This window comes from Bilifractor sp. HCP3S3_D3 (assembly GCF_052063915.1).
GTDB lineage: Bacteria > Bacillota > Clostridia > Lachnospirales > Lachnospiraceae > Bilifractor.
This window is the reverse complement of record NZ_JBQHWP010000001.1, coordinates 18,564-39,035: the sequence shown is the minus strand read 5'-3', so window position 1 is coordinate 39,035 and position 20,472 is coordinate 18,564. Positions and strand designations below refer to the sequence as shown.

At 51.3% G+C, this 20,472-nt stretch carries 16 protein-coding genes; 15 read left to right on the top strand and 1 reads right to left on the bottom strand.

Going from position 1 to position 20,472, the window contains the following annotated elements:
• Nucleotides 1-16: 16 nt before the first annotated feature.
• From ACTNDI_RS00155 to ACTNDI_RS00125, 7 genes are all read left to right on the top strand, one after another.
• A complete protein-coding gene (locus ACTNDI_RS00155; RefSeq protein ID WP_441098739.1) occupies nucleotides 17-1,648 on the top strand; it encodes a putative polysaccharide biosynthesis protein in 1,632 nt (543 codons plus the stop codon).
• A 477-nt stretch (nucleotides 1,649-2,125) separates the two neighbouring features.
• The gene (locus ACTNDI_RS00150) at nucleotides 2,126-2,680 is read left to right on the top strand and encodes a hypothetical protein (RefSeq protein WP_441098738.1); all 555 of its coding nucleotides are present in this window, start codon (nucleotides 2,126-2,128) and stop codon (nucleotides 2,678-2,680) included.
• 234 nt (nucleotides 2,681-2,914) lie between these two features.
• The gene (locus ACTNDI_RS00145) at nucleotides 2,915-3,280 is read left to right on the top strand and encodes a metal-sensing transcriptional repressor (RefSeq protein ID WP_441098737.1); all 366 of its coding nucleotides are present in this window, start codon (nucleotides 2,915-2,917) and stop codon (nucleotides 3,278-3,280) included.
• A gap of 12 nt (nucleotides 3,281-3,292) precedes the next feature.
• Nucleotides 3,293-3,952, top strand: coding sequence for a DUF3786 domain-containing protein (locus tag ACTNDI_RS00140; protein WP_441098736.1), 660 nt, complete (start codon nucleotides 3,293-3,295; stop codon nucleotides 3,950-3,952).
• Nucleotides 3,953-4,062: 110 nt separating this feature from the next.
• The gene (gene cbiM, locus ACTNDI_RS00135) at nucleotides 4,063-5,106 is read left to right on the top strand and encodes a cobalt transporter CbiM (RefSeq protein WP_441098735.1); all 1,044 of its coding nucleotides are present in this window, start codon (nucleotides 4,063-4,065) and stop codon (nucleotides 5,104-5,106) included.
• Between the two features lie 290 nt (nucleotides 5,107-5,396).
• Nucleotides 5,397-6,209 (top strand): energy-coupling factor transporter transmembrane component T, encoded by an 813-nt coding sequence (locus tag ACTNDI_RS00130; RefSeq protein WP_441098734.1) that lies wholly within the window; start codon nucleotides 5,397-5,399, stop codon nucleotides 6,207-6,209.
• A gap of 40 nt (nucleotides 6,210-6,249) precedes the next feature.
• The gene (locus tag ACTNDI_RS00125) at nucleotides 6,250-7,056 is read left to right on the top strand and encodes an energy-coupling factor ABC transporter ATP-binding protein (protein WP_441098733.1); all 807 of its coding nucleotides are present in this window, start codon (nucleotides 6,250-6,252) and stop codon (nucleotides 7,054-7,056) included.
• Nucleotides 7,057-7,304: 248 nt separating this feature from the next.
• Here the strand turns inward: ACTNDI_RS00125 and ACTNDI_RS00120 are convergent, their stop codons facing one another.
• Nucleotides 7,305-8,543, bottom strand: coding sequence for a class I SAM-dependent rRNA methyltransferase (locus ACTNDI_RS00120; RefSeq protein ID WP_441098923.1), 1,239 nt, complete (start codon nucleotides 8,541-8,543; stop codon nucleotides 7,305-7,307).
• A 391-nt stretch (nucleotides 8,544-8,934) separates the two neighbouring features.
• On the opposite strand from ACTNDI_RS00120, the gene scfA reads away from it, so the two are divergent.
• From scfA to hemZ, 8 genes are all read left to right on the top strand, one after another.
• On the top strand, nucleotides 8,935-9,081 hold the full coding sequence (gene scfA, locus ACTNDI_RS00115; protein WP_441098732.1) for a six-cysteine ranthipeptide SCIFF: 147 nt from the start codon (nucleotides 8,935-8,937) through the stop codon (nucleotides 9,079-9,081).
• A gap of 102 nt (nucleotides 9,082-9,183) precedes the next feature.
• Nucleotides 9,184-10,578, top strand: coding sequence for a thioether cross-link-forming SCIFF peptide maturase (gene scfB, locus ACTNDI_RS00110; RefSeq protein ID WP_441098731.1), 1,395 nt, complete (start codon nucleotides 9,184-9,186; stop codon nucleotides 10,576-10,578).
• A 31-nt stretch (nucleotides 10,579-10,609) separates the two neighbouring features.
• Nucleotides 10,610-12,919 (top strand): protein translocase subunit SecD, encoded by a 2,310-nt coding sequence (gene secD / locus ACTNDI_RS00105; protein ID WP_441098730.1) that lies wholly within the window; start codon nucleotides 10,610-10,612, stop codon nucleotides 12,917-12,919.
• Between the two features lie 334 nt (nucleotides 12,920-13,253).
• A complete protein-coding gene (recJ, locus tag ACTNDI_RS00100; protein WP_441098729.1) occupies nucleotides 13,254-14,996 on the top strand; it encodes a single-stranded-DNA-specific exonuclease RecJ in 1,743 nt (580 codons plus the stop codon).
• A gap of 240 nt (nucleotides 14,997-15,236) precedes the next feature.
• Nucleotides 15,237-15,761: an adenine phosphoribosyltransferase gene (locus ACTNDI_RS00095; RefSeq protein WP_441098728.1), complete on the top strand. Its 525-nt coding sequence runs from the start codon at nucleotides 15,237-15,239 to the stop codon at nucleotides 15,759-15,761.
• A gap of 105 nt (nucleotides 15,762-15,866) precedes the next feature.
• Nucleotides 15,867-18,221, top strand: coding sequence for a RelA/SpoT family protein (locus ACTNDI_RS00090; protein WP_441098727.1), 2,355 nt, complete (start codon nucleotides 15,867-15,869; stop codon nucleotides 18,219-18,221).
• A gap of 129 nt (nucleotides 18,222-18,350) precedes the next feature.
• Nucleotides 18,351-18,983, top strand: coding sequence for an MBL fold metallo-hydrolase (locus ACTNDI_RS00085; protein WP_441098726.1), 633 nt, complete (start codon nucleotides 18,351-18,353; stop codon nucleotides 18,981-18,983).
• 18 nt (nucleotides 18,984-19,001) lie between these two features.
• A complete protein-coding gene (gene hemZ / locus ACTNDI_RS00080; protein WP_441098725.1) occupies nucleotides 19,002-20,465 on the top strand; it encodes a coproporphyrinogen dehydrogenase HemZ in 1,464 nt (487 codons plus the stop codon).
• The last annotated feature ends 7 nt before the right edge of the window (nucleotides 20,466-20,472 follow it).

Sequence of the window (20,472 nt, the reverse complement as noted above, 5' to 3'; positions counted from 1 at the left end):
CAGGAGCACGGATACCATGACAGAGAAAAATTCAAACTCACTCGTAAAAAACGCGTCTGTTCTGATGATCGCGTCCATCATTTCACGTGTCATCGGTCTTCTCTACCGAAGACCTCTCGGAAGTATTCTGGGGGCGGTCGGACTTGGATATTATGGATACGCAAGCAATCTGTATTCGATTCTTCTTCTGATCTCTTCCTACAGCATTCCAATGGCGACGTCAAAGATCATCTCGGAGATGCTTGCAAAGAAGGAGTACAGGGGAGCGCATAAGGTCTTCCGGGGAGCCATGCTCTATGCGGTTATCGTCGGAGGAATCACGGCGCTGATCTGTTTTTTCGGCGGTGCAATTCTTCTCCCGCAGAACCAGCAGAATGCGCTTCCAGCGCTTCGCGCACTGGCACCGACGATCTTTCTATCCGCGATCCTCGGCGTATTGAGAGGATATTTTCAGGCACACCGGACGATGACGCCCACCTCCATCTCGCAGATCCTGGAGCAGATCATGAACGCGATCGTCAGTATTCTGGCGGCATGGATTCTGATCCGCAGTCTTGCGCCTGAGGGCGGCACGAGAGCTGCCATATACGGAGCCATGGGCGGAACCATCGGAACCGGTGCGGGAGTTGTGGTCGGACTTCTGTTCATGACATTTGTGTATATGCTGAACAGAGGCTATTTCCGGAGAAAAATCGCACACGACCGCAGATCCACAGAACAAAGTTATCAGGAAATCCTGAAGATGCTTGTTCTGATGATTACGCCGATTATTTTCACCTCATTTATCTACAACTGCAGCGCGTACGCGGACAGCTATCTGTACTCCGCGATCCAGGGATTTAACGGAATGTCTGCGGATTCCATATCCGCCGCCTACGGAGAATACAGCAATTATTATGTTCCCCTTGTCTCGATTCCGCTTGCGATGGCCTCCGCCAGTACCTCTGCCATGATGCCCGAGGTATCCGGGAAATACGCGATTGGACGGTTCGACGAGCTGAACCGTCAGGTAAATCAGACGCTTAGGCTGACAATGTTTATCTGCATTCCGTGCATGATCGGACTGACGGTTCTCGCGACGCCGATCATGGGAGTGCTTTTTCCGTCGGCGAGCGAGCTGGCGGAGAAGCTGCTCTTTGCCGGTTCCGTTTTCGTTGTGACCGATTCCTTCTCCATTGTGACGGGAGGTGTGCTTCAGGCGATCGGAAAGCAGCATGTGGCTCTGGTCAATGCCGGAATTTCGCTTGCCGTCAATCTGGCTTCTCTCGCGGTTATGCTATTCGCAAGACCCGGACTTGATATTTATGCGGTTATGCTCTCCAATATCATTTTCTCGCTGGTATGCTGCTTCCTGAACATTCTGTCCATGAAGAAATATTTAAGGACAAGGCACGAGATCCGGAAAACGTATGTGGAGCCTCTGGCATCGTCCGTGATCATGGGGGCTGTCGCTTGGCTCATCTACACGGCGCTGTTCCATCTTACGAGGAGACCGTTCATCGGTCTGCTTGTGGCGATTCTGGTTGCGATTGTTGTCTATCTCGTATCCTATGTCGTCATTTCAAAGACAACAGAGGAGGAGATGTACCGGTTCCCGATGGGAGGGAGAATCGTGAAATTCCTGCGGATGATCCGGATCTATCGCTGATCTTTGAGAGAGATTATCCGGTGATTGAGGATCCTTCGTGCAGCGCTTCAATGAAATCGTGCAGCTTCGCACAATCCCTCTCGCAGTTCGCAATGCCGCAATATCTGGTTTGATGTTTCAAGATCGGGCAACCAAAGATAGGCTTAAGATCTGCGCTGCAGGAATATCCGATTCGATATTTCAGGATCGTGTAATGAAAGATATATTTTTGCAGTGTAAACTGCCGTAACAATCGATTCCCGGGCATGTTCGCCCGGGAATTTTGTTACAGAGATGTTAATGAATTTTACACGTTGTTACGCAAGATCTTGTGGTGCCTGTATGCAGATGCCACTATCTGTACATAGCGCGACAGAAAAGTAAAAAAGCCTTAAAATAAAGGCTTTTTTTGATGCGGGAACTGTGATATAATCGGTATCAGTCAGAGAATACAAGGGATTCCTGGATGGTTTTACTGAGGAAAGAGGGAGTAATGCAATGAGAGGGGCCAGAAGGAAAATTACAAAAATATTAATCACTGTTGCACTAACATTAAGCATGTTTGGCTGTGCAACAAGCGTATTTGCAGCCGGGCGCGATCTGGTAGGCGGAGGAACGACCAGAACGGTTGTCCGCAATTCTTCGTCATCGGCATCCGCCGGAAACGTTACTTCTTCTGCAGCGGCCGGTTCAGGCGCAGGAGCATCCGCATCCACGGGCACACAGGCAGCTTCCGGTTCTGCGGGCACGCAGACGGTATCCGGGAATACAGCTGCGGCAGAACAGCAGAATGTGAGTACTGCAGGAGGCAGCGGACAGAGCACTACTCCCGCGGTAACGGTCGTCGCAGGAAATGCGGCGACGGGATATATTGATATCATCACGCCGTTCATGGTATTGTTTGTATGGACATTCCTTTTGTTCTGGGCGCTGACGATCACCCTGATCCATCGTGTCAGAGAGAGAAGAAATGCGGTCTATCACGAGGAATATCTGGAATTCCGGAGAACGATGAGCCAGGATATCGATCTTGGCAGCATTATCACCATTTAAATTCAATATCATCAAACCCTCATCGGAGAGATTCGGATGAGGGAATTTGGATGAAGAAGTCATGCAACGAAAAGAGAGACGGGTCTGCCGCGTGAACCTGAGGATTTCACGGCCGACCCGTTGTCTTTTGTAAAATCGCATACGATACATCACGCCACAAGCTGTATAAGCTGCGGATTGCTCCGTGCTTCGCACTCTCGCAATCCACAGCAGTGTTAACACAAGGGAGAAAAAATGACGGAGCAGAAGAAAGACACCGTTCTGTCAAATGTCCGGCACACGCATGTGCTGGAGGACGGAACCGAGATCACGCATACCCACGAACATACACACACGCATACGCATCAGAATACGAAGGCGGTAGTCAATCGTCTTTCCAGGGCAATCGGCCATCTTACCATGGTGAAGAGAATGGTAGAGGAGGGCAGGGACTGCAGCGATGTCCTGATTCAGCTGGCCGCGGTCAAGTCCGCACTGAACAGCACAGGAAAGGTGATCCTGAAAGATCACCTGGAACACTGCATGGTTGATGCCATTGAGAGCGGAGACATGAAGGAAATCGAAGAGCTGAACAGAGCGATTGATCAGTTTATCAAGTGAGGACAAATAAAAATGATTATATTCGGCAGAGAGGATGGGACAGATGTCTCCGAGGAGGAACTGTTCAGGCATTATCAGGCTCAATACGCAGAGACGGAGCCTACACATATCGCAAACAGACTCGGACTTCCCTTTGACTATATTTTCGAACGGTTCAGCGTCTCCTTTATGGGAAAGGAATACTATGTCTCACATCCCGGCATGAGGATCGAGGCTGCTGATGGAGAGGATCCATACCGGCTCGAAAGACTTCCTTCCGGGAGAATCCTAATCGGAAGATATCTTCTTCATGCGACAGTGTTTCCGCAGAACGGGGAATTCATGGCATTCCGGGAACTGCCCAGCGGAGAGGTATATGCACGGCAGTTTGAGGAACGATGCCTGAGCCGTCTTGCCAGACGGTTTGGAAGCCACCTGGATGAATTCGGGGATATTATGGAATATATCGGCGCGGAGCATATTCACGGCGCAGATGAGGCATGGGAATTTGAATTTCTGGACGGACTGTCCATTCGTTTCTTATTCTGGAGAGGGGACGAGGAGTTTGCGCCAACGGCCCAGATTCTGTTTTCCAGCAATTTTCCGGCGGCTTTCGGCACCTATGATCTGGCGGAGATCATTGACACCTGCATGGAGGCATTCGAAAATGTTCTTCAATATCTGAAAAAATAACCCCCCACCCAGCTTCTTTTTTACCGGAGCAGGGACTATCATTGTGTGTGAACGGTGATGCGGGTGCTGTCCGCGCGCCGGAATATTTAGTTGAGACGAGGGATTCTTTCATGCACATTCCAGAAAATTATCTGAGTCCGCAGACGTGTGCGGTGATGACCGCTGTAATGATTCCGGTCTGGGTACACGCGGTGAAAAAGATCAAGGTGGAGATTCCGAAGTCGAAGATGCCTCTGATGGGGGTGGCTGCGGCATTCTCCTTTGTTGCAATGATGTTCAACGTTCCGTTGCCTGGTGGCACGACGGGACATGCGGTAGGAGGAACGCTGATCGCGCTGCTTCTCGGCCCGAATGCGGCCTGTATCTCGGTGACGATCGCTCTTCTGATACAGGCACTGCTTTTCGGGGACGGCGGTATTCTGGCTTTCGGCGCCAATTGCTTCAATATGGCCTTTGTCCTTCCGTATCTCGGATATGCAATTTACAGTCTGATCCGCAGCCGGACCAGTTCCGAAAAGGGAAGGCTTGTGGCCGCGGGAGTCGGAAGCTATATCGGCATCAATGCCGCGGCGTTCTGCGCGGCCGTTGAGTTCGGCATCCAGCCTGCGCTCTTCCACACGGCGTCCGGTCAGGCTCTGTACTGCCCGTACGGACTGAACATTGCAATACCGGCCATGATGCTCGGACATCTCACTATCGCAGGCATTGTCGAGGTGATCTTCACTGTCGCGGTGCTGGCATATGTACTCCGCACCTCACCGGGGATCCTGCCGGACGCGTCACATGAACAGACGGCCAAGAAGGCAGGGGTAAAGCCGCTGGCGATCCTTCTTGTCGCTTTAATCTGCGCGGTGCCGCTTGGACTCCTTGCAACGGGAACGGCATGGGGAGAATGGGGCGCTGATGAGATCGCGTCGGTTGTCAGTGGCGGAAAAGCACTCGGCTATACACCGGCCGGAATGACACAGGGCTTCTCCCTTGAGGCGCTGCTGCCGGATTATTCCATCGCAGGGCTTCCGGATGCAGTCGGATACATTCTTTCCGCACTGATCGGAGTGCTTCTTCTGATTATTATTTTCCGAATCATTGCGGCATCGATGAAGGAGACGGTAGACTTTCACAAGAAGAAAGTATCCGGGGCATCCGCGGATTGAGAGAAAATAGAATATACGGGAATGAGGATCCGCGCGGCTTTGTGTCGGATCCTCATTTCTGCTGCCGCACAGTCTTTGGGCGGTGAGCCATATCCGCTCACACCGTGTGAAGTGGCGGAGTGAACGCTGCAGCAGACCGACGAAGCCGGCCACAAGCGGCTGGCGTAATACATATTTATTGTTTGGGCGTTTGCTGTACAAACGGGACGCGTGGGGTTAAAATGACTGTCAGGCCTGTTCGACGGGATCGGAAGGCCTGACTGACTATAATCAGGAAGTGTGAGTATAATATGACTGCTGAAGAAAATGAAATCCCCGAGTGGCTTACGGCAGAGGAGGATTACGATCCGCCGGAAGACCGGGACAATTTTATTACAAAAACGATGCTGAAGCTGATAGGGGTTCTGTCAAGTGTGCGGGAAGACGGAAAAATCCGTGCCCGGGGAGCAAGCCCGGCGGTAAAAATTATCTACATTCTGTACTTTATCGTTCTGACAGCGCTCTGCACAAACGCATTTTTTCTGTATTGCATGTTGGCTCTTTGCCTTGCGCGGTATTGTTTTCTTCCTGCGAAAAAGCTCGGAAGAATTCTTCGAAGCGGGATAACTGCAGCACTTCTGAGCATGCTGATCCTTCTCCCGGCAGTTTTTCTCGGACAGCCGTCGACCATGCTCACGGTTTCCCTGAAGGTGTTTCTCTCTGTCAGCATGCTGACGTTTCTGTCGGTAACGACTCCCTGGAACCGGCTGACAGGCGCACTCAGAGTCTTCCATGTACCGAACATTTTTATCTTCACATTTGATATCACGCTGAAATACATTGTGATACTCGGGGACATGTGCGTGAATATGCTGACCGCAATGAAGCTTCGCTCCGTCGGAAGAAACAGGGATAAAAGCAGATCGCTGTCCGGCGTTCTCGGGAGCGTTTTTTTGCGGTCGAGAGAGATGGCGGAGGAGATGTACGGCGCCATGCAGTGCAGAGGATTTGAGGGAGAGTATTATTCTATGAGGAAAAATCTGTTTGCAGGAAGAGACGTGCTGTATATTTTTCTGATGGCGGCAGTGACCGCAGGATTTCTCTTTCTGGAAACAGCAGCCTGAACGATTTATGATAGATACGAAATAAAAAAGGAACAAATAGATGAATGATACATTATTACAGCTGAAGGATATCTGCTATGCGTACGAGGATCATATTGCGCTGCGGTATATCAATCTTGAAATCCGGAGAGGAGAGACCATCATTCTGGAGGGCGCGAACGGAAGTGGGAAATCCACGCTTCTGAAGCTGATCAATGGTCTTGTTTTTGCAAATGAGGGGAGCTACCTATTCGAGGGAAGAGAGATTTCCGAGGAGAGCCTGAAAAATAATAAATTTGCGAAGTGGTTTCACCAGAAAATCGGCTTTGTCTTTCAAAACTCCGATATACAGCTGTTCTGTTCAAATGTCGAGGAGGAAATCGCTTTCGGACCTCTGCAGATGGGATTGGATGAGGAAGCTGTCAGGCAGCGGGTAGATGATGTGATCCGGCTTCTGGATATCGATAAGCTCAGAGACCGGGCGCCCTATCATTTGAGCGGAGGCGAGAAGAAGAAGGTCGCAATCGCCTGCATCCTCTCAATGAATCCGGAGATCCTGGTGCTTGATGAGCCGCTGGCGGGACTGGACCGCCCCGCCCAGGAGTGGCTGATTTCGTTTCTTCTGAAGCTGAAGAAAGCGGGGAAAACGATGATCATCGCGACGCATAATGAGGAACTCGCGGAACATCTCGCGGACCGGCATATCTTTTTTAATGAAGAGCATGAAGCCGAAGAGCTTCAGGTGTTTTACCACACACACAGGCACTGCCACGTCCTTCATCCGAAGTCGGAGGAGGAAGAAATGCTTGTGGAGGAGGGAATTGAACACCATACGCACACGGAGGAAGAACTGTCCGGAGATCTGTGATCCGGCGCCTGTTTCAGGATCTGTGCCATTCCTGGTGATAAGCAGGCATCCGGTACGTGATCTGTGCCATTGCTTGTGCTTAAGCGGACACCCGGTACGTGGTCTGAGCTGTTACGGGAGCGGAGTACAGGACAGCAGATCTGCATGTGAACCACCCATGCTGAAGCTTTTTTGCTTCCAGTTCTGTTGCGTGGCGGCTTTCCTTCGACAGCAGATCTGCGTGCGAACCACCCATGCTGAAGGACGCTTTAGTACTCACGAAGTACCTGAAAAATATAAAATTTCAGGTAGTAGGAGTCGTCTTCCGCCCCAAACAGGATCGGATGATCCGGAGCCTGGGTGCGGAATTCAGCTTGGCGGAGACGGACATGAGCATCTCTGGCTGCCTGCGCAATTGTTTTCGAAAAGAGCTCCTGGTCCATGAAGTGAGAGCAGGAACAGGTTGCAAGGAATCCGCCGTCCTTTACCAGGCGCATTCCCCGGAGGTTTATTTCGCGGTAGCCCTTTGCGGCAGCCTTGATGGAATTCCTTGATTTTGTGAATGCGGGCGGATCCAGGATTACGACGTCGAACTGCCTGCCTTCTTTTTCGAGCTCCGGAAGGAGATCGAAGACATCGGCAACCTGATAATCAATCCGGTCGGCCAGGCCGTTGATTTCGGCATTTTTTTGCGCCTGTTCGATCGCCGTATCCGACGCGTCAATCGAGATGACATGCTTTGCGCCGGCAGACGCCGCGTTCAGTCCGAAGGAGCCAGTGTGTGTGAAACAGTCGAGAACCTCGGCGTTCCGGCAGATGGGCCAGATGGCTTTCCGGTTCAGCTTCTGATCCAGAAAGAATCCGGTCTTCTGGCCGTCGCGAACGTCTACTATATAGCGGATGCCGTTTTCTGTGATGCGGACATTTGTGTCAAAGGGAGCAGAGAGGAAACCTTTGATTCTCGGCAGCCCTTCCTTTTCACGCACCCTGGCATCGCTTCGCTCAAAGATGCCGCGGATCCGGATGCCGTCCTCTTTCAGCACTTCGACCAGCGCCTTCAATATGAGATCCTTCAGGCGGTCGATACCAAGTGCCAGGGATTCCACAACGAGGATGTCCTCGTATTTATCGACGGTCAGACCGGGCAGACCGTCCGCATCCCCGAAGATGATCCGGCAGCTGGAGGTATCAATCACCTGCTTCCGGTAATTCCACGACGCCCGGACTCTTTTCTTCAGGAGTGCGGGAGTGACCTTTTCATCCTTTCTTCTTGTAAGCATCCGGATTCGTATCCTTGAAACGGTATTGATAAAACCATAGCCCATAAAATACCCGTCAAAGTCCTGAACGCAGACAATGCCTCCGTTCGTGAAGCTTCCGGCAACGGCGGCAACCTCATTGTCGAATACCCAGAAGCCTCCCTTTTTCAAGGTCCTGCCTTCTCCCTTTTTCAGGGTAACAGATGCGCCTTCTGCCAGATCATGTTCCGATTCTGTATCTATCGTCATGTCAAGTATATTCTCAAGCTGTTGGACTTCTTTGATTTCGCTCATTCTGCCTCCTGTATCTCCGGAAATGAAATATTCTGCCGCATGGGAATGCTCTGCCGCCTGGCACAGCTGATTTTGCTTCTGCGTCAATATCCGGGTGCTTTCCATGAACGACCTTCAACTCGCGTGAAATTTTTAAAATGCACCTGAATTTATTCGAATTCTAACATAGGCTATAGTAAATAACAAGTCGTATGAACTGCCCCTTCCATTGAGCGGAGGCTTACCGGAAGGAGGCTTGTTAACCCGGATGAAGCATAGATAAAAAAACCTTTTAAAACAGTCTTTGCTATGATATAATCAATTGGAAATACTGGAAACAGGTATGCGAATAACGAGGAGGCAGAAAATGAAGCATATTAAAACATTAAATACAAGAAATCTTCAGAACTCAGTTAAAGACGGCGGATGTGGCGAGTGCCAGACATCCTGTCAGTCTGCATGCAAGACATCCTGCACAGTAGGCAATCAGACCTGCGAGCATGCAGCGAAGTAATTTTTGCATAACCGAACAAGTACAATGATGAGGTGTTCCTGTTCCAGCCGGAGCGGGAACACCTTCTTCTTGTAAGACCAGATGAAAGTTAGGAGAGCATTTTTGATACATTTATATAAAAACAACGGATACAATATCTGCCTGGACGTGAACAGCGGATCGGTTCATGTCATTGATGATCTCACCTACGATGTCCTTGAACGGATGGATCAGGGAAAGAGTGCGGATGAGATCCAGCAGGAGCTTTCCGGAAGATATGATACGTCAGATATCTCGGAGGCAATCAGCGAATGTGATATGCTGAAACGCCAGGGGATGCTGTTTTCAGAGGATTCCTACCGGGGAGCCATCGAGCATTTTTCGGAGCGTCCTACTGTAGTGAAGGCTCTGTGCCTTCAGATCGCTCACGACTGTAACCTCGCCTGCCGCTACTGTTTTGCGGATGAAGGCGAATATCACGGAAAGCGCGGACTGATGTCATACGAGGTCGGACGGAAGGCTCTGGATTTTCTGATCCGAAGCTCCGGAAACCGGCACAATCTTGAGGTGGATTTCTTCGGCGGAGAACCGACCATGAACTGGCAGGTGGTCAAGGACCTCGTTGCATATGGCAGATCCAGAGAGAAGGAATGCAACAAGAAGTTCCGGTTCACGCTGACCACGAATGGTGTCCTTGTCAATAAAGAAATCATGGATTTCTGTGACCGTGAGATGGGCAATGTGGTAATGTCCGTAGATGGCAGGAAATCGGTTCATGATCACATGCGCCCCTTCCGCGGGGGAAAGGGCAGCTATGATGTCGTCATTCCGAAGTTTCAGGAATGGGCGGAGAGAAGACATCAGGACAAGTACTATGTAAGGGGAACCTTCACTCATTATAATCTTGACTTTGCGGCGGATGTCCTTTCTCTTGCGGATCTCGGCTTCAAGCAGATCTCGATGGAGCCGGTTGTGGCGCCGCCGTCAGCGGATTACGCGATCCGTGAAGAGGATATTCCGAAGATCTGCGAGCAGTATGACATTCTCGCAAAGGAGATGATCCGGCGCGCGAAGGAGGGAAGAGGCTTCAATTTCTTCCACTTCATGATTGATCTCTCCGGCGGGCCCTGTGTATACAAGAGGCTCTCAGGCTGCGGATCCGGAGGAGAATATCTGGCGGTTTCCCCTTGGGGAGAGCTCTATCCCTGCCATCAGTTCGACGGCAATCCGGACTTTATTCTGGGAAATGTGGATGAGGGAATTCTCCGCCCGGATCTTGTGCAGGAATTCAAGAAGGTAAATGTATATTCCAAGCCGGAATGCACGGCGTGCTTCTCGAGATTTTACTGTTCCGGCGGCTGCGCGGCGAATTCCTATAATTTTACCGGGGGGATCAACGACGTTTACAGAATCGGCTGCGAGCTTCAGAGAAAGCGGGTAGAGTGCGCACTGATGATCAAGGCCGCTCTCGCGGATGACGAGGGCAATACCGAGATGAAGATAGACGGGACAGATTGATAAAAGAAATTGTAACAAGAGGGAAAAAGAGATGAAAAAGAAACAGAGCGTAGCGGTGCTGATTATCACAGCCGTTCTAACAGTGCTTCTCGGATATACGGTAATATTCGGATGGGGAAGCCACCACACAGGAGCAATGAAGAATATCCGGACCGGACTTGATCTTTCCGGAGGTGTCAGCATCACATATGAGGCGACGGAATCTAATCCGTCCGCGGAGGACATGTCGGACACCATCTACAAACTTCAGCAGAGGGTGACTACATACAGCACCGAGGCGAATGTATATCAGCAGGGTCTTAACCGGATCAACGTCGAAATTCCGGGCGTCACAAACGCAAATGAGATTCTGGACGCACTCGGAACACCGGGTTCCCTGACATTCCAGGACGGGAGCGGCAACACGGTGCTCGAGGGTACGGATATTGCGGACGCACAGGGTGTGTCCACGACGAATCAGAGCACAGGCGCGAGAGAGTATGTCGTTGAGCTGACAATGACAAGCGCGGGAGCAGATAAATTCCAGAAGGCGACCGCTGCGAACATTGGCAAGCAGATTTCCATTATCTACGATGGTCAGACGGTAAGCTCGCCGACCGTACAGAATGAGATCAGCGGCGGAAAGGCACAGATCACCGGCATGAGTTCCCTGGAGGAGGCACAGAAGCTTGCGTCCTTCATCCGTATCGGTTCTCTGTCCCTGGAACTGAAGGAGATTTACTCGAACGTAGTCGGAGCGTCTCTCGGTCAGGAGGCACTGACAACGAGTATTACTGCCGGCATCATCGGACTTCTGCTGGTGGCGCTGTTTATGATCATCATTTTCCGGATGTCGGGTGTGGCGGCCGCCTGGGCTCTGGTCATCTTCACCTTCCTTGACCTCGGCTTCATGAACGCCTTTGATCTGACACTTACGCTGCCTGGTATCGCGGGTCTGATTCTGACCATAGGAATGGCGGTGGACGCGAATGTCATCATTTACACGCGTGTAAGAGAAGAGCTGGCAACCGGTGTAACTCTCTATCGGGCGCTGAAGGCCGGCTTCCACAAGGCGTTTTCCGCAATTTTTGACGGACAGATCACTACTCTGATCGCGGCTGCTGTGCTTTATATTATGGGAACCGGTACGATCCGCGGATTCGCTACGACACTGGCAATCGGAACAATCCTTTCCATGTTCACGGCTCTTGCAATCTCCAGATGGCTGAGCTATGCGTTTTACGGCATTGGAATCCGGAATGTACGGTTCTACGGAACGACGACACACAAGAAAAACTTCCGTTTCGTTGAGAAGAGAGCCGTTACCATGACCATCGGCCTTATCCTGATGATTTCTGTACCGGTCGGCATGATCATGTACAGTGCAAAGGGAAAGCGCGCGATGAATTACAGCCTGGATTTCATCGGCGGAACTGCTACTACGGTTGATTTCGGAAAGGAGATGAGTCTGACCGATCTGGACAATGAAGTCGCTCCGGTGGTTTCGAAAGTAACCGGCAACAGCGACGTACAGTTCCAGAAGATATCCGGCAGCAACCAGGTCGTGATCAAGACCACAGAGCTTGATGCCGACGAAAGGCAGGCACTGAATGATGCTCTTGCCAAGAACTTCAGCACGATCGATGAGTCAAAGATTACAGCGGAGAATATTTCTTCCACGATTTCCGGAGAAATGAGGAGAAATGCGATTCTTGCGGTTATCATTTCCGTTATCTGCATGCTCTTCTATATCTTTGTCCGGTTCCGTGATATCCGTTTCGCATCCAGCGCGGTTCTGGCGCTGTGTCATGATATCCTGGTAGTCGTTGCCTTTTATGTGTGGTCAAGAGCTGCGGTGGGAAGTACATTCATCGCAGTCATGCTTACGATCCTCGGATATTCCATCAACTCGACCATCGTTATCTTTGATCGTGTCCGTGAGAATATCCCGATCATGAGGGGAACCAGCTACAAGGAAATCGTTAACGCGTCCATTACACAGACGCTGACCCGAAGCCTGTACTCCAACATCACAACCCTTATCACCATTGTGGTGCTGTTTATCATGGGAGTAAGCTCGGTGCGTTCGTTTGCGCTTCCGATCATTATCGGTCTGGTAGCCGGCGCGTATTCTTCCATCTTTATCACCGGGCCGCTCTGGTACATGATGAAGACCAGGAACGGCAGGAACGATCTTGCACCCGCCGTACAGGGAGCGTCAGGCAGGACCGCAGGAGGAGAGAAGAAGGCATCGGGAGATTCTTCAGCTGTTCCCGGAACCGGCAGAAAGAAACATGTCAAAAAGGACAGGAGTGAGCTTTCGAGCGTGAAGCCGAAGAAAGGCAGAAACAGAAAGTTCTGAATCATAAAACTCTGAGAGGACGAGGGCAGTGGCTTCCGTCCGACAGCAGAACAGACGGCAGGCATCCGGACAGGGTCCGGGTGCCTGTCTTACTGTATAAGTCCAGTCGCAATGTTTTTGACCCACGGGGAGCTTGCTCACCAGTGGGCAAGAATATTAGCGACGACAACAGGTATGAGCACGAAGTGACGCGTAAGCGGCACGGAAATGTGAATGCCTGTTAGCGGCACGGAAGCTGCGAAGCAGCGAAGTGACGCGCGGACTTATACAGTATGTGGCACGACTTATCGTATGGCCGTTACTGTTCAGAAACAATCCCCGAAAGGAAGGAAGAATGGAAGAGAAGTGGGTGGTCGCCGCAAAACGGGCGGATTTTGGCGGTATCGGGAAAAGACTTCATCTGGATCCGGTTATCGTGCGGTTGATTCGTAATCGCGATGTCTTTACGGAGAAGGATGATCCGGAAGTTGCGGATAGAAAAATCCGGAAATATCTGGACGGAGGGCTGTCTGATCTGTATGATCCGTCACGCATGAAGGACATGGAAACAGGCAGCAGAGTCATCTTTGACGCAATTCGCGACAGGCAGAAGATTCGGATCATCGGAGACTACGACATCGACGGAATCATGTCGTCCTGCATTCTGATCACCGGTCTCAGAAAACTGGGAGCGGATGTGTCCGTGAGAATACCGGACCGTATCCGAAACGGATATGGTCTGAATGAAAGCCTTGTGCGGGACGCTCATGAGGACGGTATTAATCTGATTGTTACCTGTGATAATGGCATCGCCGCGGCAGAACAGATCCGTCTGGCCCATGAACTTGGAATGAAAGCTGTTGTGACGGATCATCATGCCATCCCATTTCGGGAGACGGAGAATGGAGAAACGGAATATCTGCTTCCTCCGGCAGATGCGGTGATCAATCCGCACCGCGCAGATGATTCCTATCCGTTTGACGGTCTCTGCGGAGCAGGAGTTGCATTTAAGCTGATCTGTTACATGTATGATCAGGCAGATATCGCGAACCGTGAGGAGGAGAAAGAAAAGCTTCTGGAATTTGCGGCGATTGCAACCGTCGGTGATGTGATGGATCTGACAGATGAGAACCGGATTTTGGTGCGGGAGGGCCTGAAACGTCTGCATCGGACTGCGAATCCTGGTCTCTGTGCACTCGCAGAGCAATGCGGGCTGGAAAAGGAGGAAATCGGAACCTATCACATCGGTTTTATCCTCGGACCATGCCTGAATGCGAGTGGCAGGCTGGACAGCGCCGAGCGGGCGCTTCGGATGCTGCTGACAGACAGCCGGAAGGAAGCGGAAGAGCTGGCAGCCGATCTGGTCAGCCTGAATGCCAGCCGAAAGGATATGACGGCAGAAGGACTGGAGACGGCACTCGAGATGGTGGAGAGCTCCGATCTGAAGAAGGACAGGGTTCTTGTCGTATATCTTCCGGAATGCCATCAGAGCCTGGCCGGCATCATCGCCGGACGGCTTAGGGAGCATTACTACAGGCCGGCTTTTGTACTTACCGGTACCGATGAGGTCAAAGGATCCGGACGTTCCATTGAAACCTATTCGATGTATGAGGAACTCTGCAGGGTTCGCGATGTATTTACAAAATTCGGCGGGCACCCCATGGCTGCAGGCGTGTCTCTTCCGGCAGAAAAGGTCGGGGAATTCCGCAGAAGAATTAACGAGGTCTGTACCCTCACCCCGGAGCAGCTGACGCCAAAGACGGTCATCGATGTTGCAATGCCGGTTTCCTACATACGGGAGAATCTGATCCGGCAGATGAAAATGCTGGAGCCGTGCGGCAAGGGGAATAGCCGGCCTGTTTTCGCGGAAAGTCAGATGCGGGTTCAGTCGCCCAGAGTATTCGGGAAAAACCGGAATGTGTGCAAGATGAAGCTGTCAGACCGGAACGGATACAAGATTGACGCGGTCTGGTTCGGTGATGCAGACGAGTTCGTCCGCAGCGCATCCGGACGGACGATATCGGTTACCTATTATCCGGAGATTGATACCTGGCAGGGAAGAAACCGTCTTCAGGTACGTATTCTGTCTTATCGGTGAGGATAATGACTGTTTTATTTACGCGAACAGTGAGCCGCAGCCGAATGCGAAGTATTCGTGTGCGGCGGGCGTCGCGATAGCGAGATAAAACTCGCGCAGCGTGTTTTATCTCGTTACAGAAACAGTAACAACGGTAACGGCGTCTGTACGTGAGGGCAGTAAATATTGCGGCGGCAGAAATTTGATGCTATACTGAGGTTTACGGTCACCCGAAGAAGACAGAACAGGAGATAAAACAGGATGAAAGAGTTAAAAGATTATGTAACTACAATTCCGGATTTTCCGGAACCGGGTATTATGTTCAGAGATATCACCAGTATCCTTGACGACGCGGACGGCCTGCAGCTTGCCATTAATACACTTCAGAAGTTTCTTGAAGGATTGGATGTGGATGTAATCGCCGGAACTGAGTCCAGGGGATTTATCTTCGGTATGCCGATCGCGTATAACCTGCACAAGCCTTTTGTGCTCATCCGCAAGAAGGGCAAGCTTCCGAGGGAGACAATTTCGGAGACCTACGATCTTGAGTATGGTCAGGCGACGATCGAAATCCATAAGGATTCCATCCGGCCGGGGCAGAAGGTTGTGCTTGTCGATGACCTGATTGCGACCGGCGGCACGATCGAGGCAGCCGCGCATCTGGTTGAGAGACTTGGCGGAGAAGTGGTCAAAATGATTTTTGTCATGGAGCTTGCCGGACTTAAGGGAAGAGAGCGCCTGTCAAAGTATGATATTGATTCTGCCATTATTTATGAAGGAAAATAATTTCCGCGGCTGATTTTTGTTTACAGGAGCTTTGCGATAGCGGGGGAAACGTGTGAAAGGCATTTTGCCCCGCTTTTCCGGTATGCGGGGTCTGGAGAACATCATATGGATAACACGCAGAAATTAAACCCGATCGATAGAGAAAAGCTGCGCAGGGAAGATGAAAAGCTGAAGAAGGATGTGGCAGAGGTTGATGCAAGCCTCAAGACCATGGAAGATTTCTCGTCTCCGGAAAAGCTCTATGAGGAACTGGTCCGGAGCGTCAAAAAATACCATCCTTCTACGGATTTGTCCATGATTGAGAAGGCGTACAGGGTTGCGTCGGATGCTCATAAGGATCAGAAGAGAAAATCCGGCGAGCCGTACATCATTCATCCCCTTTGCGTTGGCATCATTCTTGCGGATCTTGAACTGGATAAGGAGTCCATTGCCGCAGGGCTGCTTCATGATGTTGTTGAGGATACAGTGCTTACCAAGGAACAGGTCGCCGAACTTTTCGGCGATGAAGTTGCACTGATCGTAGACGGCGTGACGAAGCTCGGTCAGCTGAGCTATTCGGCGGACAAGGTGGAGGAGCAGGCAGAGAATCTGCGCAAGATGTTTCTGGCTATGGCGAAGGATATCCGCGTCATCATGGTCAAGCTGGCGGACCGCCTGCATAACATGCGGACACTGCAGTATATGCGGCCTGAGAAGCAGCTGGAAAAGGCCAGAGAAACCATCGATATCTATTCTCCCATCGCGCAGAGACTCGGTCTTGCGAAAATCAAGAATGAGCTGGATGACCTCTCCCTGAAATATCTGGAGCCGGAGGCATACTATGATCTCGTGCACCAGATTAATCAGAAGAAATCCGAGCGAGAAGCCTTTGTCGAGGAAATCGTCGAGGAAGTAAGAGTTCAGATTGAAGATGCCGGAATTGAGGCACAGATTTACGGAAGAGCCAAGCATTTCTTCAGCATCTACAAGAAAATGGTCAACCAGCACAAGACGCTGGATCAGATCTACGATCTGTTTGCGGTTCGCATCATTGTGGAGACGGTGAAGGACTGTTATGCTGCTCTCGGGGTCATTCATGAGATGTACACCCCGGTTCCCGGACGCTTCAAGGATTATATTGCCATGCCGAAGCCGAATATGTATCAGTCTCTTCATACGACGCTGATCGGACCGAACGGAACCCCGTTTGAGATACAAATCCGGACCTTCGAGATGCACCGGGTGGCGGAATATGGTATTGCTGCGCATTGGAAATACAAGGAGGCATCGGACGGCAAGACGCCGGGGCCTGAGCAGGAAGAGGAGAAGTTGAACTGGCTGCGTCAGATTCTGGAATGGCAGCAGGATCTGTCGGACAACAGAGAGTTCATGAGCCTTCTGAAAAGTGATCTGAATCTGTTTAATGAAAATGTCTATGTGTTCTCACCGGCCGGCGATGTGAAGACACTGCCGGCGGGGTCTTGTACCATTGACTTTGCCTATTCGGTACATTCTGCGGTCGGGAACCGGATGGTCGGTGCCAGAGTGAATGGTAAGCTTGTTCCCATCGAGACCGAGCTTCACAACGGCGACCGTGTCGAGATCATAACCTCGCAGAACTCAAAGGGACCAAGCCGAGACTGGCTGAAGGTCGTGAAGAGCACACAGGCGAAGAACCGCATCAATAAATGGTTCCGGGAAGAGAAGAAGGAAGACAATATTCTCCGCGGGAAGGAACTTCTGACCAGTTATGCCCATTCGAAGGGGCGGACGATCAGTGATCTTCTGAAGCCGGCTTACATCGAAAAGGTGATGCACAAGTATGGCTTTCAGGACTGGGATTCCGTTCTGGCAGCGATCGGGCATGGCGGCCTGAAGGAAGGCCAGGTCATGAACAAGCTGGTTGAGTGCATGGAGCGGGACCGCAAGATGCAGATGACCGATCAGGATGTTCTGGACTCGGCCGCGGCGAACGCGCAGTCTCAGGATAAGGCAGGTGTGAATGATCCTGAGGTTCTGAAGCACAAGGGCGGGATAACTGTACGGGGCATTCATGACGTCGCGGTGCGTTTTTCCAAGTGCTGCAGCCCGATTCCGGGAGACGAAATCGTCGGATTTGTGACGCGGGGCCGGGGGATTACCATCCATAGGACAGACTGCATCAACATCATGAACCTCCCGGAGGCGGAACGAAGCAGGCTGATCGAAGCGGAATGGGCACCGGAGCAGGACAAGGGAGAGTCTTATTCGGTCAGCATCGTGCTTTACGCGAACAACCGCACGGGACTTCTGGTTGATATTTCCAAGATCTTTACCGAACGCGACATCGATGTATCGGCGATGAATGTGCGGACGAGCAAGCAGGGCACGGCTACTATCGATATGACCTTCCATGTGAGAAGTACAAATGAGCTGCGTGATCTTACCGAGAAGCTTCGTCAGATACCAAATGTTCTGGACGTAGAGCGGCAGAAGGGATAAAAATCTTATTTACGCGAACAGTGAGCCGCAGCCGAATGCGAAGTATTCGTGTGCGGCGAGCGTCGCGATAGCGAGATAAAACTCGCGCAGCGTGTTTTATCTCGTTTTATACAGAGCAGGAGAAGATTTATGTCTGAGATGGAAGTACAGAGCATGGTTCTCGGCATGGTCCAGACCAATGTATATCTGGTGAAAAACAAGACGACAGGCGAACTTCTGGTGGTGGATCCTGCGGACAGTCCGGATCGTATCACGCGGAAAGCCGGGGAAATGGATGGGAAGCCGGCAGCCATTCTGCTGACACACGGCCATTTTGATCATATTGGCGCCTGTGCGGCGCTTCGCGCAAAATATGGAATCATGGTTTATGCCGAGGAGCATGAAAAAGAGGTTTTGATGGATACGTCGAAGAATCTTTCTGGCTCCTGGGCATCTCCGGTCACGCTTGAAGCGGATCGTTATGTGAAGGACGGAGACATTCTGCGGCTCGCAGGTTTTGAGATTCACGTATATCACACCCCGGGACATACCATAGGGAGCTGCTGTTATTATTTCCCGGAGGAGAAAGCGCTGTTCAGCGGCGACACTCTGTTTTGTGAATCCTACGGAAGAACTGACCTTCCGACCGGAAGCAGTCATGATATGGAGGAAAGCGTTCAACGCATTTTGAGAGAAATTCCGCCGGATACCGCCGTGTATACCGGCCATGAGATGTTTACGACGATTGCCCGTGAACGGAAGTATAATCCGCTCGCCCGGTGACCGGAAATGAGGTGAAAGGTGCCTGCCAGATTTACGCTGCAATTCAATCAACGAGAATATGAATACGATGTCTATAACCTGATCCGTGCATTTTTTCCCTTATCGGAGATTACAATATGGTACGAGGGAGAGGAACGTCCCGAGGGGGATTTTGACGAGGATTTTGTGATCACCTATCACAGAACGTATGTCTCCTTTTCCTATGGCTCGAGGCGGGAGGAATGTTCCCTTTCAGATCCGGATGACAGGATTCATACGAAGAATGAGCTGAAGCAGCTTATCTACAGGACCTTATCGGACGCAACCGGGATTACGCTGCCGTGGGGGGATCTTACGGGCATCCGCCCGACAAAGATCGCGATGAAGCTCCTGGAGGAGGGCCGGACCGATGAGGAAATCAGCCGCGAAATGCGGGAGAATTACTTCACATCGGACAGTAAGATCCGGCTGTCTCTTTCTGTGATACACAGAGAGAAGGATATCCTCGACCGGATGCACCTCAAGAAGGGCTACAGCCTTTATGTGGGCATTCCGTTCTGTCCGACCATCTGTCTGTATTGTTCGTTCGGCTCGCACCGGCTGGATCTCTGCCGGAAAATGGAGGAGCCGTATTTTCATGCCATGTACCGGGAGCTGGCATTTATTGCTGACGAGATGAGAGATTTTACCCTGGACACGGTCTATATCGGCGGCGGCACGCCGACCTCGGTCTCGGCGGAGCGTCTTGATGAGCTGCTGTCGGTTCTCGACCGGGAGTTTGATCTGCATCACCTGGCAGAATTTACCGTGGAGGCAGGACGTCCGGATACGATCACGGAGGATAAGCTCCGCGTGCTTCAAAAATATCCGGTGAGCCGCATTTCCATCAATCCGCAGACCATGAATCAGAAGACGCTGGATCTGATCGGCAGGAAACACACGGTAGAAGAGACAATCGAGAAGTTCCGGCTCGCGCGCAGAATGGGATTTGACAATATCAATATGGACCTGATCGTCGGTCTTCCCGGGGAGGGAGCAGACGAGGTGAGCCACACGCTGGAGGAGATCCGGAAGCTGGATCCCGACAGCCTCACGATACATTCGCTAGCGCTGAAACGCGCGACGCGGCTGAATCTCTTCAAGGAGGAGTATGAACCAATTTCCTTCCGCAATTCCACGGAAATTATGAACCGCACACAGGCCTGCGCTGAAGAGATGGGAATGAGCCCTTATTATCTGTACCGCTACAAGAATATGGCGGGAAATTTCGAAAATGTCGGATATGCCAAGCCCGGTAAGGCGGGGATCTACAATATTCTGATCATGGAAGAAAAACAGAGTATTCTGGCAGCCGGTTCCGGAGCCTCCACAAAATTTGTTTTTGAGGACGGGAAGCGGATTGAGCGCGCCGAAAATGTAAAGGATCTTCAGAACTATACAGAGCGTATCGAGGAGATGTGCCGGCGCAAGAAAATTGGGATTGATTCTTATCTGAGGCAGTGAATACAAG